Source organism: Spongiactinospora sp. 9N601, assembly GCF_044326295.1.
GTDB classification, from domain to species: Bacteria; Actinomycetota; Actinomycetes; order Streptosporangiales; family Streptosporangiaceae; genus Spongiactinospora; species Spongiactinospora gelatinilytica.
Map to the genome: position 1 here is coordinate 1 of NZ_JBIRBB010000042.1, position 15,885 is coordinate 15,885.

General features: G+C 69.0%; 13 protein-coding genes and 2 pseudogenes. 13 read left to right on the forward strand and 2 right to left on the reverse strand.

Going from position 1 to position 15,885, the window contains the following annotated elements:
- Positions 1-132: 132 nt before the first annotated feature.
- The 12 genes and pseudogenes from ACH34R_RS43620 to ACH34R_RS43675 all read left to right on the forward strand — a co-directional run.
- Positions 133-687 (forward strand): annotated as a pseudogene (locus ACH34R_RS43620) (condensation domain-containing protein); the annotation flags it as partial.
- Between the two features lie 21 nt (positions 688-708).
- A complete protein-coding gene (locus ACH34R_RS43625) occupies positions 709-1,299 on the forward strand; it encodes a DUF6817 domain-containing protein (RefSeq protein ID WP_397567526.1) in 591 nt (196 codons plus the stop codon).
- Complete coding sequence (locus ACH34R_RS43630; protein WP_397567527.1) at positions 1,299-4,418, forward strand: amino acid adenylation domain-containing protein; 3,120 nt, start codon at positions 1,299-1,301, stop codon at positions 4,416-4,418. The genes ACH34R_RS43625 and ACH34R_RS43630 overlap by 1 nt, the downstream gene beginning before the upstream one ends.
- The gene (locus tag ACH34R_RS43635; protein ID WP_397567528.1) at positions 4,415-5,431 is read left to right on the forward strand and encodes a TauD/TfdA family dioxygenase; all 1,017 of its coding nucleotides are present in this window, start codon (positions 4,415-4,417) and stop codon (positions 5,429-5,431) included. The genes ACH34R_RS43630 and ACH34R_RS43635 overlap by 4 nt, the downstream gene beginning before the upstream one ends.
- Positions 5,432-5,454: 23 nt before the next feature.
- Positions 5,455-6,717, forward strand: a complete 1,263-nt coding sequence (locus ACH34R_RS43640) for a phenylacetate--CoA ligase family protein (protein ID WP_397567530.1) — start codon at positions 5,455-5,457, stop codon at positions 6,715-6,717.
- Positions 6,714-7,928, forward strand: coding sequence for an aminotransferase class V-fold PLP-dependent enzyme (locus tag ACH34R_RS43645; RefSeq protein ID WP_397567531.1), 1,215 nt, complete (start codon positions 6,714-6,716; stop codon positions 7,926-7,928). The genes ACH34R_RS43640 and ACH34R_RS43645 overlap by 4 nt, the downstream gene beginning before the upstream one ends.
- A gap of 58 nt (positions 7,929-7,986) precedes the next feature.
- Positions 7,987-8,733: a thioesterase II family protein gene (locus ACH34R_RS43650; protein WP_397567532.1), complete on the forward strand. Its 747-nt coding sequence runs from the start codon at positions 7,987-7,989 to the stop codon at positions 8,731-8,733.
- A gap of 465 nt (positions 8,734-9,198) precedes the next feature.
- Positions 9,199-9,771, forward strand: a complete 573-nt coding sequence (locus tag ACH34R_RS43655; protein ID WP_397567533.1) for a DUF6444 domain-containing protein — start codon at positions 9,199-9,201, stop codon at positions 9,769-9,771.
- Positions 9,771-10,181 carry a transposase gene (locus tag ACH34R_RS43660; RefSeq protein WP_397567534.1) on the forward strand — a complete coding sequence of 137 codons (411 nt, stop codon included), beginning with the start codon at positions 9,771-9,773 and terminating at the stop codon, positions 10,179-10,181. The genes ACH34R_RS43655 and ACH34R_RS43660 overlap by 1 nt, the downstream gene beginning before the upstream one ends.
- Before the next feature lie 48 nt (positions 10,182-10,229).
- On the forward strand, positions 10,230-10,643 hold the full coding sequence (locus tag ACH34R_RS43665) for a transposase (protein ID WP_397567535.1): 414 nt from the start codon (positions 10,230-10,232) through the stop codon (positions 10,641-10,643).
- Positions 10,644-11,449: 806 nt separating this feature from the next.
- Entirely contained in the window at positions 11,450-13,642 is a 2,193-nt protein-coding gene (locus ACH34R_RS43670; RefSeq protein ID WP_397567537.1) for a SulP family inorganic anion transporter, read from the forward strand.
- A 295-nt stretch (positions 13,643-13,937) separates the two neighbouring features.
- Positions 13,938-14,255, forward strand: a pseudogene (locus ACH34R_RS43675) (Stf0 family sulfotransferase); the annotation flags it as partial.
- 39 nt (positions 14,256-14,294) lie between these two features.
- Here the strand turns inward: ACH34R_RS43675 and ACH34R_RS43680 are convergent.
- Together ACH34R_RS43680 and ACH34R_RS43685 are read right to left on the reverse strand one after the other, a co-directional pair.
- A complete protein-coding gene (locus tag ACH34R_RS43680) occupies positions 14,295-15,224 on the reverse strand; it encodes an anti-sigma factor RsbA family regulatory protein (RefSeq protein ID WP_397567539.1) in 930 nt (309 codons plus the stop codon).
- Positions 15,221-15,577: an STAS domain-containing protein gene (locus ACH34R_RS43685; protein WP_397567540.1), complete on the reverse strand. Its 357-nt coding sequence runs from the start codon at positions 15,575-15,577 to the stop codon at positions 15,221-15,223. Before ACH34R_RS43685 ends, ACH34R_RS43680 begins: the two co-directional genes overlap by 4 nt.
- 120 nt (positions 15,578-15,697) lie before the next feature.
- Here ACH34R_RS43685 and ACH34R_RS43690 point away from each other — a divergent pair.
- On the forward strand, positions 15,698-15,885 hold a 188-nt coding region (locus ACH34R_RS43690; RefSeq protein ID WP_397567542.1), incomplete at its 3' end, for a Sua5/YciO/YrdC/YwlC family protein.

Here is a 15,885-nt window from a genome sequence, read left to right on the forward strand (position 1 = left end):
GGCCGCCCAACGTCGCGAACGCGCCCGTGTCCGCAGCGAGAAAGGCATCCGCTGGGGCGGACGGCCCCTCGAACCCGCAGCCTGAAACGTCACGCAACCCGGTGATCGTTTCCGGTCACAGCACTAGAGAACACGATCGGGTTCCTCGTCAACAGCCTGGCCATCAGGACCCGGTTCACGGGCGATCCCGATTTCACAGACGTGCTGAAGGAGGTCCGCGAAAGGGCCCTGGAGGCGTACGCGAACCAGGACGTGCCCTTTGACCACGTCGTGCAGGCCATCAATCCGGTCCGCCGCGCGGGCGAATCGGCACCGGTCTTCCGTACCTGGTTCCTGCTGGAGGACGTCCCGCCGCCGGAGTGGGACATCCCCGGTGTGCGTGCCGAGGAGCTCGATGCGGAGTTCCTCCTTTCCGTACACGACATCAAGCTCACGCTCATGACCACGGCCGACGGTGGCATGGAGGGCGGCATCGATTATCGGGTCGGCCTCTTCACCGAATCCACGGTGCAGCGCCTGACGCATTGCCTGGGCGAATTGGTCAAGCTTCTTTCCGCTCGTCCGGATACGAAGGTGAGCCTCATCAACCGAACGCTGGAAAATCTTTGGGAGGGCAAGGAGGAAGCGCGGAGACAGCGATCCTGGAATGAGATCCGCGCACAGCGCGTATCCGTTCGAGAGCGGTGAGAAGAATCCAAGGAGTATGCAATGCTTGACGCTGAAAAATATCGCGGCGACCTGGTCCGGCTGGGCCTGCACAAAGTCGCCCATCAGGACGAGACCTTGATGAACCACATGTTCCGGGCGTGCACGATCCTCCAGGACATGCAGGCGGAGGACCACGTCTGTCTCGCGGCGCTGTTCCACGGCGTCTACGGGACGGAGGGCCTGCACAACGACAATGTCGAGTCCATTCCCGAGGACAAGCGCGTCGAGGTCCGCGCGATCGTCGGGTCGCCGGTGGAGCAGATGATCTTCACCTTCTCCGTCATGAGCTACCAGTCCCTGGGCAAGAGCTTCCGCAACATGATGCGCCCGAAAGGGAAGCCGGAGATGAAGGATCGGCGGACCGGCGCGGACATTCCGCTGGAGCGGGACGAGTTCTTCGACATCCTGCGCATGAAGCTGGGCGACGTCCTGGCCCACATGCCGCAGCAGGTCGGCAATACCCAGCTCAATTTGCCGGCGGAATACTCCGGGTTCTGGAAGGTCGCCGCCGAATACCTCGGCCCGGACGCCATCAACACCTGGAACAAGTACACCGACAGGCAGATGTGGATTGACCCGGAGGAGAACTGATGACCCAGGAATGGGAAGGTTTCCGCCTGTCCAAGCAGCAGGAGCACATTCTCGGTCTCGCCTCCGGCGGCCTGGCCGACCGGACGGTCGCGGGAGTGGGCCTCGCGGCGCCGCTTGACCGCGACGTGCTGGAGCGGGCCGCCCACGACGTGGTGTCCGCCCACGAGAGCCTGCGCACCGCCTACCGCAAGGTCCTCGGCGAGCACAGCGCCGTGCTGATGGTGATCGAGGACGGCCCGCTGGTCGGCATACGGGAAAGCTCCGGTGACGACGCGGCCCTGGCCGCGCTCGTCCGCGAGGAGGCGTGGGCCAAGGCGGGTGAGGACGATGAGCGCGTCGTGCGCCTGACCCTGTTCACCCACGCCGACCAGCGGCGCTCGCTCGTGGTGTCAGCGCCGCGGATGAGCATGGACGGGGCCTCGGCCGAGATCTTCTTCCGGGATCTGCGGCAGGCGTACGCCTCACGGCTGAGCGGCACGCCGTGGAGCCGCGAAGATGTCGTGCAGTACGCCGACTACGCGCAATGGCAGTTCGAGCAGGGGCCGCCGAGCGATCGCCAGAAGGAGATCGCGGCCGACCGCGGGGCGCAGCTCGTAGAGCTGCCTCCCCTGTACCTGCCGCTGGAGCTGCGTTCCAGCGAGACGGGGCACGAAGACCTGGAGTGGACGCTCCCAGAGCCTTTGGCGCGGCGGCTGCGGAGCCTGGCGGAGGGGCTCGACGGCGGTCTGCGCAGTGTCCTGCTGACCGGCTGGTTCGTCGCCCTCTGGCATGCCACTGGACGGCCGGAGCGGCTGGCGGTCGACGCGATGCTCACGCGCCGGCCGTTCGAGGAACTGCTCGGGTCGATCGGGCAGTTCGAGACCCCGATGCCGATCCTGGCCGCGATCTCCGACGGGACGACCCTGGACGAGCTGCTGCGGGCGGTGGACCTGGAGCTCGACTCTTTCGAGCAGGCTGCCGAGAGCTCCATGGAGCCGGCCAGGCAGCATGTCAGTGCCCTCCCGGGCTTCAGGTTCGGCGACGCGACCGGGTTCGCCTCCGCGGAGGCGCCCGTCTTCTCCGGCCTGTGGATCGAGCCGTCCGACGACGCCCGCAAGATCGGCCTTTCGGCGCAGGGCACGGACGGGGAGATTCGTCTCAAGTTGCACCACCAAGCCATGGGCCTGGCCGAGGGGGGCGCCGACGCGCTGCTCCATTGCCTGCGGGCCGCCCTTTCGGCGCTGGGCGGCGCCCTGTCGACCGCCGTGCACACGCTGGCGATGCTCGACGAGGACTCCGCGCGCGAAGTCGTGGCCGCCACCAACCCGGCGCAGCCGCCCGTACGGCCCGCGACGCACTGGCACCGGAGGGTCGAGGAGAGCGCGCGACGTACGCCCGACGCCCCGGCGCTCAGGTCCGTCACCCGCACCTGGAGCTACGGTGAGCTGGACCGGGCCGCCAACCGTCTGGCCAACGAGCTGGCCGGGCGGGGCGTGGGCGCCGGGACACTGGTCGGGCTCTTCCTCGAACGCTCCGACCTCGCCATCGTCTCGATGTTGGCGATCGCCAAGGCCGGCGCCGGCTACGTGCCGGTCGATCCGAGCCTGCCCCCCAAGCGCCGTTCCACCATCATGGACGCGGTCGGTTTCACTCATGTCGTGGCGACCGCGGAAACGGCCGCGAGCCTGACGGCGGACTGTAGCATCGTCCTCCTCGACCCGGATCTGACGGTCTGTGCTCACCGCGGCGACGAGCGCCCCGACGTGGCCACGGCCGACGACGACCCCGCGTACGTCCTGTTCACCTCGGGCTCCACCGGCGTGCCGAAGGGAGTGCTGGTCGGCCACGGGCAACTCGCGGCCTATCTGGACGGCGTGCTCGACCGGCTGGGCCTCACCGGCACGATCGACTCGGTCGCCCTGAGCACCCTGGGCACCGACCTGGGAAATACCGGCCTGTTCCTGCCACTGCTGAGCGGCGGCGAGCTCCTGGTCATCCCCCCGGACGTCTCCGCCGACGCGCAGGCACTGGCGGAGCTGCTGAGCCAGGAGAACTACGACCTCCTCAAGATCACGCCGACGCATCTGGAGTCCGTCTTCTCCGTGGCGGAGGCGCCTGAGCGACTGATGCCGCGCAAGGCCCTGGTCGTGGGCGGCGAGCCGTTCGGCTGGGGCGCGTACAACCTGTTCCGTGGCTTTCTCGGCGGCTGCAAGGTCTACAACCACTACGGCCCGACCGAGACGACCGTCGGCGTGCTCTGCGGGGAGACCACCTCGGGCGACCTGGCCACGCTGGCCTCCAGCGTTCCGCTCGGCAAGCCGATGCGGCACGCCCGCGCCTACGTCCTGGACCCCCAGCGCAGGCCGCTGCCCGCCGGCATTCCCGGCGAGCTTTGGATCGGTGGCTCCTCGGTGTCGCAAGGGTACCTGTCCGGCACGGCGGAGCAGCAGGAGCGGTTCGTGGCCGATCCCTTCAGCCCGGATCCGTCGGCGCGGATGTACCGGTCAGGGGACAAGGTCCGCTTCCTTCCCGACCACAGCATCGAGTTCCTCGGCCGCATCGACCGTCAGATCAAGGTACGCGGTTTCCGGGTGGAGCTGGGGGAGATCGAGGCGGTCATGCGTCAGCACCCCCGGGTGACGGGCAGCCTCGCCGTGGAGGCCGGCGAGAGCACGGCCGCCCACATCGTGGGCTACCTGATCGACACGGAGGGCGGCCGCGGGTCCGCGGACTGGTTGCGGGAGTTCCTGGCGGAGCGGCTCCCGGACTTCATGATTCCCGCCCATCTGGTGGCGCTGGACGCCTTCCCGCTGACGAGCACCGGGAAGATCGACGCCTCGATGCTGCCGGAGCCGGGCTTGTACAGCGAAGGCTCTACCTCCTACGTCGAGCCGCGCACCGAGACCGAGAAGAGGGTCGCCGGCATCATGGCGGCGCTTCTGCTGCTCAAGCAGGTGGGCGCCGATGACGACTTCTTCGAGGTCGGCGGCCACTCGCTGCTGGCGACCCAGCTCATCGCCAAGCTGCGCGACGACTTCAAGGTGAACATCAAGCTGCGCAATCTCTTCGAGCGCCCCGTGGTGTCGGAGCTCGCCGAGTTCATTGACCGGCTCCTGGAGAAGAAGGCGGAACAGGCATGACGAACCAGACGACGGCGGCCTCGAAGGGCCGCTTCGCCAGCTCGCGGAAGTCCATCTCGGTCAGCAAGGAGTCGCTGGTCCGTGTGGCTCCGCTGGCCGAGGGATCACGGGCGGTGATGTGCGGGCCGACCGTGGCCGGCCTTGACGCGCGGGAGTGGCTGTCCAGCTCGGGTGACACGCTGGCGCGGCTGCGTGCCGAGCACGGGGCGGTCCTGCTGCGCGGCTTCACCCCGCTCGACGCGGCAGGTCTGGCCGAGCTCGCCACGGCGCTCACCGGAGGGTTGCGCGACTACGACAACCGCTCCACTCCGCGGCAACGGGTCGACGGCAACGTCTTCACCTCGACGGAGTACCCGCCCGACCAGACCATCCCCGCGCACAACGAGATGTCGTACACGGCCTCCTGGCCGTCCACGCTCTTCCTCACCTGCCTGGTCCCGGCGGCCGAGGGCGGCGAGACGCCCGTGGCCGACAGCGCCCGCGTCCACTCCCGGCTGCCGGCCGAGACCCGCGAGCGTTTCGAGCGCGACGGCGTCATGTACGTCCGCAACTTCGGCCACGGCCTGGACCTGAGCTGGCAGGAGGTCTTCCAGACCGAGGACCGCGACGAGGTCGACGCGTACTGCGCGAACAACGGCATCCAGGTGGAGTGGCTGGGTGGAGAGCGGTTGCGCACCCGGCACGTGGTGCAGGCCACCATCACCTCACGGGCGACCGGCGAGAAGGTCTGGTTCAACCAGGCGCACCTGTTCCACGTCAGCTCGCTGCCGGAGACAGTCCGGCACGAGCTGCTCGAAAGCTTCGCCGAGGACGAGCTGCCGCGTAACGCCATGTACGGCGATGGCAGCCCGCTGGACCCCGAGCACCTGGCTCAGATCCGGGCGGCCTACGACGCGGAGGAAATCGCGCTTCCCTGGCAGACGGGCGACGTCATGATCGTCGACAACGAACAGTTCTCGCACGGCAGGAGACCCTACTCGGGAGCCCGCAAAGTCCTGGTGGCCATGGCATGACCGGCTCGGCCACGTTCGAAGCCGTGCGAGAAGAGATCGCCTACGCCTTCGACAGCACCGTCTTCTTCCGCGATCACATGGAGGCCAACGGCCTGCGGCCGGAGGACATCAAGGACACGGACGACTTCCTGCGCATCCCGCCGACGTCAAAGTCACACTATCGGCGCAATTTTCCGACGGGGGTGCTGGCCAAGGGATATACGCTCAACTCCTCGCACGTCATGCGCTTCCAGAGCTCCGGGACCTCCGGTGATCGGCTCAACAGCGCCATTCTGGCCTATGACCTGGCGCGGCGGCAGGCCACCGCGATCGGCGTGAACCGCCGCTTCGACGACCTCTGGCGGCCCGGCAGCCGACCGAAGATCTGCCGGTTCGCTCCACCGAACTGCTCCGACGTGGAGTGCGCGACCGGATTTTCCAGCATGGAGGACCGGACACTGCCCGACGGCACCCTGGTGCTGACCGTCGCGCACGACCTCTTGGCCACGCCGGAGTGGCAGATCGTCAAAGCCCTCGACGAGATCGAGCTCTACCAGCCCGACCTGCTGGTGGTGGACCCGACGCACTTCGCCTTCCTGACCAGGTGGGCACGGCGGCTCGGACGCCGGATCACCTCGCCGCGCCCGTTGCACATCGTGTGCGGATACACGCTCATGACCCGGGCGGCGCGGCGCCAGATCGAGGACTTCATGGGCCCGGACGTCCCGATAGGCGACATGATCGGCATGTCCGAGCTGGGCTACCTCGGGTTCGACTGTCACCTTGGACACCGGCACATCAACGACCGGGACTTCTTCGTGGAGTTCGTCCGAGACGGCAAGCCCGTCCACGAAGGCCAGATGGGCGAGCTGTACGTCACCACGGTGGACGACGGACTGATCCCGCGTATCCGGTACGCCACCGGCGACTACTTCACCCCCCTGGGCGGCTCGTGCGACTGCGGCAGCGACCTGCCGGTGGTGCGGATCGAGGGCCGGGGCACCCACATGGTCCGGCTCCCGGACGGCCGTCTCGTCACGCCGGGCGCGCTGGACGCCGCGGTCGGCGATATGCCCTGGATCGACCTGTACAAACTGGAGCAGGACCTCACCGGTGCGTGCACGTTCCGGTACGTGCCAGGGGGCCAGGCACAGGCCGATGACGCCGGGACGCTGGAGCGTCGCCTGACGGAGGTCCTGGCGCCCGCCCCCGTCCGGGTCGAGGCCGTGGACTACATCGCCTGCGAGCGCAGCGGCAAGTTCCAGTCATGCATCTCCCACATCTCCGCGAAGGAAGCCGCGCGATGATCCGCCGAGACGATTTCCCAGCCCTGCATCGCGAGATCGACGGACAGGTGATCTCCTACCTGGACAACGCGGCCACGACCCTGAAGCCGCGGTCCGTCATCCAGGCGATCACCGAGTATTACGAGACCAACGGCGCGAATATCCACCGCGGCAAGCACCGGCTGTCAGAGGAGGCATCGGACGCCTACGAGGCATCCCGGGTGACGATCGCCCGTCACATCGGTGCCGCGGCCAACGAACTGGTCCTGCTCCGCAATACGAGCGAGGCGCTCAACCTGGTCGCGAGCGGACTCGGCCTGGACCCGGACGCGTACATCGTGGGCTGCATGGACGCGCACCACTCGCAGCTCCTTCCCTGGCGGCGGGCCGGCCGCCTGGAGCTGACGCGGGTGGACGCCCACGGCCGGCTCGATCGCGACCATTTCCGGGCGCTCCTGCGCGGCCGGCCGAAGGTGGTCGCGCTCACCTACTGCTCGAACGTCACCGGCGTCGTGCATCCGGTGGAGGAGCTGATCGCCGAGGTTCGCTCCGCCTGCGACGCGACGATCGTCGTCGACGCGGCGCAGTATCTTCCGCACCAGCGCGTCAACGTGCGGGAGCTGGACGTGGACTTCCTGGCCTTCTCCATGCACAAGATGCTGGGCCCCACGGGGGTCGGCTGCCTCTACGGCCGCAGCGGACCGCTCGCCGCACTGCGGCCCCTGGCGGTCGGCGGCGGCATGGTGGACTGGGTCGATCTCGACGGTAGTGTCGATCGGCGGATCCCGTTCAAGTTCGAGACGGGCACGCCGGCCATCGCCTCCGTCATCGGCAGTGCCGCGGCGATCCGCTACCTTGAGGCCGTGGAGGGGCCGGCGCGCCACCAGCACGATCGGGAGCTTTGCGCGGCGCTGGTCGGCGGGGCCCTCACTCGCCCGGGGCTGAGCCTGATCGGCCCGCCGGAAGAGAGCGACAGGATCGCGCTTGTGACCCTGAGCCTGGACCAGAACCTCCCGACCGGGGAGGTGGCCCGCATGCTGAGCGACTCCTACGGCCTCATGGTGCGCAGCGGTCATCTGTGCGCGCAGCCCTTGGTCACCGAGCTGGCCGGGGGCGAGTCCCTGCGCGTCTCGGCGTACTCGTACAACGAGGTCGCAGAGATCGAGCGCTTCTACCAGGCGCTGGATGAACTGCTGACCTGGATAGGCCCCGTCGCGGCCGGCGCGCGCTGATCGGTTTCAAGTCGAACAACAGAGGTGTCATATGTCGAGCGGGCAAGTCTTGTCTCTGATGTGCTTTCCCCACGCCGGCGGAGGGATGGGGCGTTTCCGCAAGTGGCGGGAGGATCCGCCGGAAGGTGTCAGGCTGGTACTGCCCGACCTGCCCGGCCGGGAGGGGAAGATCTCCGACGATCCTCTCCCCGACGTCGCGTCGGCCAGCCAGTACGTGATCTCCGAGCTGGCGGAGGAGATCGAGAGCAGCGAAAACCTCGCGATCGCCGGGATCAGCTACGGGGCCCTGGTGGCCTTCGACATGGCGGCGCGCCTGGAAGCGTCCGGGAAGAGCGTCCGGGCGATCTTCGTCGCCAGCCAGCGAGCGCCGGCCACACCCCTGCCGGATGTCAACTGGCGGTCGCTGGACGACCGGCAACTGCTCGCCGAACTGATCGCGATGGGCGGGCTGAGCCCGGACCTGGGGGACGACGAGGAGTTCATCGAGCTGTTCCTGCCGATCATCCGGGCGGAACTGCACGCGAGCGAGTCCTACCTCAAACCCGCCGCCGCCGACCGTCTGCAGTGTCCGATCTTTCTCTACCACGGCAGCGAGGACGCCGCGATTCCGGTGACTTCGACGTATGCGTGGTGCGCGGAGACCGCTCACCTCTCGACGAGAACACTTGAGGCCGCTCATTTCCTGCTCGGGCCGGGCGGTGAGGACATGTGGTACGAGGCGTTGCGGAAGGACCTGGCACCGCTCACGTCCTGCGGTGCGGCCGATCGCATCTTCACCGGGAAGGAGGAGGTTTCGCTCAGCTGACCCCGGGACTCCCGTCCGAGGGAGATCTCGGTCGTCCCGGGCCGCACGGGAGCGGCCATCACGTGATCCGATCACGGTCCACAATCGGATCAGAGGGCGGCGTGAGCCGAGCGAAAGCGGCATTGGGCAAGTAGGTCGGGTGGGCGAGCGATCCTCGAACGACGGTCAGGTGGGCCAGGCGCGTGGCCGCCTGGCCGCTCGGCGAACGTGCGCGCCGGCGGGCCGCCTCGCCGGTGAGCGTGGCCGGCGCCCAGGGTTCGACCTTGACCCTAGGTCAGGGTGCACGCTGGACGTTTGAGCAAGTCCCTCTCCACCTGGCCGGCTGCGATTACCGGTACCGACCATGGCCTCTCCCAGGCATGCCCCGTAAATATATTCAGGCCATGCGCAGGGCGTGACCATCCGGCTGGGTACGTGACCGTCCGTCACTTTGATCGATGAGGCGGACGATGGTGTGATCTTCTGGTGTCCGGCCTGGAGGAGATGTCCCGCGAGGAGCTGATTGCTCTGACGCGTGCCCTCCTGGTCGAGAACGCCACCCTGCGCGAGCGCGTGGCGGTCCTGGAGAAGGAGAACGCCGGGCTGCGGGAGCGGGTGGCTCGCTTGGAACGGCTGATCTCGCGCAACAGCGGTAACTCCGGGATGCCGCCCTCGGCCGATGACCTGCCGGGCCGGACTGCGCCCGGGAAGCGCGCGGCGAAGAGGGGGCAGGTGGGTAAGCGCAGGCCCGGCAAGCAGCCCGGTGCGGAGGGGAGGGCGTTGGCCTGGTCGGATCAGGTCAGCGCTGGGGACATCACGGAGCACTTCCCGCAAGGGGCGTGTGCGTGCGGGGCCGACCTGGGCGAGGCCGCCGATCTGGGTGTGACGGCGCGGCACCGGCAGATCGAGATTCCGCTGGTGAGTGCCCGGCGTTTCAACACAACCTGCACACCGTGGCCTGCCGGTGCGGACGAGTGCACGGCGCGCCGCGTCCGGCGGGGGTGCCCGCCGCGCCGGTCAGCTTCGGGATCAACCTGCAGGCTTGGTGTGTCTACCTGATGGTGGTCCACGCGATTCCGGTGCACCGCTGCGCCGAGTTGGTCGCTTCGCTGACAGGGGCCGAGCCCTCGCCCGGCTTGGTCCACGGCCTGATCGGGCGGGCCGCCACCGCGGTGGCCAAGGCCAACGCGCGTATCCGGATGCTGCTCACCCTCGCTTATGTGGTGTGCTGCGATGAGACGCCCATCCGGGTCGGGCCGGCGAAGGCCAGGCGGTATCTGCTGGTGGCCGCGACCACGTCGCTGACCTGGTACATGCTCGGCGGACGCGATATGGACACGTTCAAGAAGTTCGTGCTGGCCGAGGTGACCGGGGTGGTGGTGCACGACCGCTACCAGAACCACGACGCCGCCGAGCTTGGGATGCGAGAGCATCAACTGTGCGCCGCGCACTTGATTCGCGATCTTTAAGATTGTGCGGAAACCCACCCCGGTGCGCGCTGGCCCCGGCAGCTTCAGATGGCGCTGCGCGGCCTGATCCACGCCGCCGATCTCGCCCGTGAACAGGGGCGCAACGCGATCCCGGCGGGCACGCTGGCGATGTTCACGAAGATGTACCGTGGCGGGGTCGCCGTCGGGTTGTCACGGGTCAGGCGCCTGCCAGGCGCGGCCAAGACCGTCACTCAGCCGGTCGGCCGCGTCCTGCTGGAGACGCAGCGCGACCGCGCCGATGATGTCTTGCGTTTCGCCCATGACCTGCGGATTCCCCCGACGAACAACCAAGCGGAGCGGGATCTTCGACCAGCCAAGACCCGGCAGAAGATCTCGGGCCGGCTCCGTTTCGGAGAACGCCACCCGACACCGGTACGCCGTGCGCGGCTACCTGTCCACCGCGATCAAGCACGGCCTCGACAACATGACCGTCCTGCGTGACGCGCTCTTCGGCAGGCTCTGGATGCCGCCCGACCCGGCGATTGCCTGATATCGGGGCGACTGCCGCACTCACGCATACTCCAGTACGGTCACGCAATGCGATCAAGAGAATTCGGGCCACGCAACGGCTGAATGCTTACCGGGCGGGGCCTCCTGGCAGGCCACCACGACGTGGAAGAGCAGCGACGACCCCGGCTTCATCGCGATGCTCCACACGTCATTGGTAGCGCGTCATGCGATCGGCAGGAAGCCTGGTCACCGTTGCCCCGTGAACACCTCCAAGCCGCTGGCCTGGCCGAAGACAGCGACCGCGCCAAGGCCAAAGTGCTCTGTCAGCGCGCCGAATTGGCAGGCCGGCCCCCTTGAGTACCTGGCCGGAGCGCCCCTGCCGGCGCTCCGGGCGATCTGCCACGCGCTGCGCCACACGGTCACGACCAGACGGTCGTGAAGACGGCGGCGCTGGCCGACCATGCGACGGCGTTGCGCGGCACGCGAAGACCAGGGGCAGCACAAGCCGAAAGATGATGGGTCACGCCGGCGTGCTCGACTGCCTCCGCCCCCGCTGGCGCGACGTCGGGGTCTTCTGCAGGGCCGGGGTTTCGTGGCTTTTGTGACACCCCTATGCGTACGCGCGGGGGAGTTCCGCGGTCATGCCGGTGCGCCTGCCGGTGTCCCGACTCGATCGCGGAGCAGAGTGGGCGGAGGCAGGCATGGCGGCCAGGCGTCCGGCACATGCCATGCCCGGATTGGGAGCGTGCACCGGCATTAGGGTGGCCTCCATGAAAATGGTCACACAGAGTAGTCTATTGAGTGCGGTAAGGTACGATCTGCCTGCGTCGCTGGTCGTCTTCCTGGTCGCGGTGCCCCTGTCGCTGGGCATCGCCATGGCGGCCGGGGCGCCGCTCGCCGCCGGGTTGATCGCCGCCGCCACGGGCGGCATCGTCGCGGGCCGGCTGGGCGGCTCCCCGATCCAGGTCAGCGGGCCGACCGCCAGCCTGACCGTGGTGATCGCCGGCCTGGTGCACACCTACGGCTGGCAGGCCACCTGCCTGATCACCATCCTGGCCGGCGCCATACAGGTGCTGCTCGGCCTGCTCAAGGCGGCGCGGGCCGCGCTGGCGGTCTCACCCGCGGTCGCGCACGGCATGCTGGCCGGGGTCGGCATCGTCATCGCCCTCGCCCAGCTCCATGTGGTACTCGGCGGCAGCCCCCAGCACTCGGCCCTGGCGAACCTGATCCAGTTGCCCGGCCAGGTCATCGGCATGCACGGCCACAAGGTCCTGGTGGGCGTGCTCACGGTCTTGGTACTGCTGGTCTGGGAGCGGCTGCCCAAAAGGATCAGCGCCGTCCCGGCGCCGCTGGCGGCGCTGTCCGTGGCCGCCGGTACGGCCTGGTTGCTGAACTGGGACGTCACCCGCATCGACCTGTCGGGGGCCATCGCCACCTGGGCACCGCCGCAGTTGCCCCAGGGCGACTGGCACCATGTCGCCGGGGCGGCGCTGCTGATCGCGCTGCTGGCCGGGGCCGAATCGCTGCTGTGCTGCACGGCCACCGACGGCATGCACAACGGCCGCCGCGCCGACCTGGACCGCGAGCTGTGCGGGCAGGGTGTGGCGAACATGGTCAGCGGTGCCTTGGGCGGGCTCCCGGTGGCCGGAGTGATCGTCCGCAGCACCACCAACATCCGGGCCGGTGCCCGCAGCCGCTCCTCGGCCATCCTGCATGGCGTGTGGGTACTGCTCTTCGCACTGTGCCTGGGCGGGACGATCAAGCTGATCCCGATCGAGGCGCTGGCCGCCCTGCTGGTCTTCATCGGCATCAGGACGATCAGCCTCGGCAATGTCAGGAAGGTGCACGGTCACAACGAGGTGCCGGTCTACCTGGTCACCATGACAGGAGTGATCGTGATCGGGCTCGCCGAGGGCGTCCTGGCCGGGCTCGCCCTGGCCGCGCTGCTGGCGCTGCGGCGGCTGACGCGGGTCACCATCGACAAGCGCGAGGAACCGGACGGGCGCCTGCATGTGACCGTCTCCGGCTCGCTCACCTTTCTCGGAGTGCCGCGCCTGACCCAGGAACTGCGGGCGATCCCCACCGGCACCGCCGTCGACCTCGACCTGAACATCGACTTCATGGACAACGCCGCCTTCGAGGCCATCCACTCCTGGCGGCTGGACCACGAACGCCTGGGCGGCACGGTCGCCATCGACGAACTCCACGACGAGTGGTACGCGATGGCGGCGGGCGGCGCGCGGATGTCCTCCGCCAAAAGCCCGCCGAAGCCGGCTGGACGCTGGTGGCTGCCCTGGGCCCACCGCCGCCGGGCCGAGCCGGCCATGACCGAGAGCGAGTGCCGGCTCACCCAGGGGACGCAGGAGTTCCACCGGCGTACCGCGCCGCTGGTACGGCCCGTCTTCACCGAGCTGGCCGCCGGACAGCAGCCCACTCACCTGTTCATCACCTGCGCCGATTCCCGCATCGTGCCCCATCTGATCACCTCCAGCGGACCGGGAGACCTGTTCACCGTCCGCAACGTCGGCAACCTGGTGCCGCGCGCCGGCTCCGACCCGTGCGACGACTCGATCGCCTCCGCCATCGAGTTCGCCACCGGCATCTTGAACGTCCACACCATCACCGTCTGCGGACACTCCGGCTGCGGCGCGATGGCGGCCCTGCTCGACGGCCCCGCCACCACGGCCCACCTGCGGCACCTGGGCCGCTGGCTCCGGCATGGCGACACCAGCCTGACCTTGCTGGACGGCGGCACCGACGGGGATGACCCGGACACGACGCTGGACCGGCTCTGCCGGCTCAACATTCAACAGCAGTTGGCGAACCTGAGGACCTACCCGGCGGTCAACGAGCAGGTCCAGGCCGGCACGCTGAAGCTGATGGGGCTCTACTTCGACATCGGCTCGGCACGGGTGGAGGTGGTGCCACCGGGGCCGCCCGATTCCCCGGCGACGGTCACATCTCTCACCTCTGAGCCAGAGCGCCGCTGACCACGTCACCGGCCAGGTCGCCGGGCACGCCGAGCTGAGCCTCTCGGCCTTGGCCGCTGGTATCCCGCTGGTATCCCGCCGGCGAGCGGGCGTGTGCGGGTGAGAGGGGAGGGGCAGGCGCCGCACCCGGCGCCTGCCCCTCGTTGAACGACCGGTGGCCAGGTGGCCAGGGTCATCGTCGTGGCCGGACCGCTCATGAGCCGGGCACTGGCCTGCCAAATCCGCTTGCCTAGCGCCTTGGGCAGATGATCGGCGAGGTGAAGGCGGCGTAACCCCGTTCGCCGATGACGATGCGCGACTGCTGACCAGGGTGTTCGGCAGGACGCGGTTGGTGTTCGTACGCCGTGACGACGTGGTGGCCCAGGCCGTGTCCTGGTTGCGAGCTGATCGGGGGATGATCGAGCGGGACATGCGGCGTGGGCGGCGTGGTTCGCCTCGGCCGGCATGCAGCCGTAACGTGGCGGGAGTCACCCGCGACATCGTGGCGTTTCTGCAGATAGAAATGCCGACCGGCCAGGCGGTCACGGCGCGGCATCGGCGCCAGGCCGACGAGCTCAATGAGCGATGGATCGCCCGCTACCAACGCGAGGCGGCACACCGACGCCCTGCCTGAGCTGGCGGCGACCACCGTTCAAGGACCGAGGACACCCTTTCAGAGGTCGAGGTAGAAGCGCACGGCCGTGCCGTCCGCCGAGGCGTGCACCCGTACCAGATCGGCCATGGTATGCACGGCCATCAGGCCCCGGCCGTCGCTCTGGTGCGGGTCGGCGGGCAGGCGGCCGGCCAGGGGATCGGTCAGCCGCCCGGCGTCGCGGACCTCGCACACGACTTGTCCCGCCTCCGCCCAGATGGCCAGCGCGCCCTGTCCGCCGCCGTGAATGACGCTGTTGGTCGTCAGTTCCGCCACCGCAAGCTCGGCATCGCCCAGCCGCTCCCCGGTCAGGCCCAGCCGCCGGGCCTGCTCGACGGCGAACGTGCGGACCGCGGGAAGCTCCCCGGCGGCGAAGGAGAAGGTGGCGGCATCGGGCGCGGGCGGCAGGCGCTCGTTGTAGCGGGCCAGGACCGCCTGCCAGTCATAGACGTCGCTGAGGTGCGCGCGTCCCTGGGTGATCAGCAGGGGGTGGGTGGCTCGGGCATCGGCCAGCACGTCAGGGTCCAGGCCCGCCTGGTCGTAGGGGCACAGGATCGTCGCGGCGCGGCCCGCGAAGGCCGCGTTGATCAGTGCCTCGTGCTGCGCGCACGCCGGGTACTCCACCGCGGTACGGCCCGGCCAGATGGGCTCGCCGATGATCCGTACCCGCGTGTGCGGGTGGGCGTCGGCGAACGCGCGCAGCACCCGGGGGATGATCCGCCCCGGGTTACGGCCGGCCTCGGTCATGTCCAGGAACACGACTCGCTCGGCGTCGGTACCGAGCCCGGCCTTGATCAGTTCCAGGTTGGGTCCGGGGACGGCCACCGCCACCGGCTCGCCGGCGGCCAGGCCGTCGCGTACGAACCGCACCGTCTGGGTGGTGTACTCCTGCGCGGTGCGGTAGAACAGCGCCGGGTGCTCGAAGGTCTGGCCGGTGGCCACGGTGCTCATCGCGGGACCACCTCGATCTCGTGCAGGCCGGGCCAGAACATCTGCAGCACGCGTGGCACCTGTGGCGGCGGATGTTCGACCACGAGCAGCCGGCCGGGCAGGTTGATCGCGGTCAGTGCCAGCGCTCTGACGCCGGCCACGTCAACGAATGCCACCTGCGACAGTTCCAGGTAGGACACGTCGGCATGCCGGCGGGCCAGTGCGGCCAGGGCCTGTTCCCAGCGGTGCCGGGTGGCCGCGCTGATCGCGCCGCGGGCGCGTATCCCGCAGCGGCCGGGCAATGCGCTCACCTCCAGCGCATCCACTCCGCGGGTCGCCGGGCCGGATGCGTCGATGCGGGGTGCGGCATCCACGCTCGGACTCCTTCACGATTCGCCGACCGCCCGCCGGTCGGCTGAGGAGGAAAGAAGTTCCCTACGGTGTCGAGATTATCCCGGCCCGGGTCGCGAAGCAGCGGGCCGGGGGCGATCGCGATGGCCGTTGCCCTGGGCTTGCCGTGGTGTGCCAGGCGATCACGGGACAGCCGAGAGCGGGACAGTGAGAGGATTGCGAGGGTGACGGCAACGACCAGTGACATCGACAAGGCGGCCGGTGTGCTGCGCGCCGGAGGCCTGGTGGCCTTCCCGACCGAAACCGTCTACGGCCTGGGCGCCGACGCCGA

What these genes read in the sequence shown, in the direction of transcription:
- ACH34R_RS43625 (WP_397567526.1), top strand. Translation starts at nt 709, where the DNA reads ATGCTTGACGCTGAAAAATATCGCGGCGACCTGGTCCGGCTGGGCCTG.
- ACH34R_RS43630 (WP_397567527.1), top strand. Translation starts at nt 1,299, where the DNA reads ATGACCCAGGAATGGGAAGGTTTCCGCCTGTCCAAGCAGCAGGAGCAC.
- ACH34R_RS43635 (WP_397567528.1), top strand. Translation starts at nt 4,415, where the DNA reads ATGACGAACCAGACGACGGCGGCCTCGAAGGGCCGCTTCGCCAGCTCG.
- ACH34R_RS43645 (WP_397567531.1), top strand. Translation starts at nt 6,714, where the DNA reads ATGATCCGCCGAGACGATTTCCCAGCCCTGCATCGCGAGATCGACGGA.
- ACH34R_RS43650 (WP_397567532.1), top strand. Translation starts at nt 7,987, where the DNA reads ATGTGCTTTCCCCACGCCGGCGGAGGGATGGGGCGTTTCCGCAAGTGG.
- ACH34R_RS43660 (WP_397567534.1), top strand. Translation starts at nt 9,771, where the DNA reads ATGGTGGTCCACGCGATTCCGGTGCACCGCTGCGCCGAGTTGGTCGCT.
- ACH34R_RS43665 (WP_397567535.1), top strand. Translation starts at nt 10,230, where the DNA reads ATGGCGCTGCGCGGCCTGATCCACGCCGCCGATCTCGCCCGTGAACAG.
- ACH34R_RS43680 (WP_397567539.1), bottom strand. Translation starts at nt 15,224, where the DNA reads ATGAGCACCGTGGCCACCGGCCAGACCTTCGAGCACCCGGCGCTGTTC.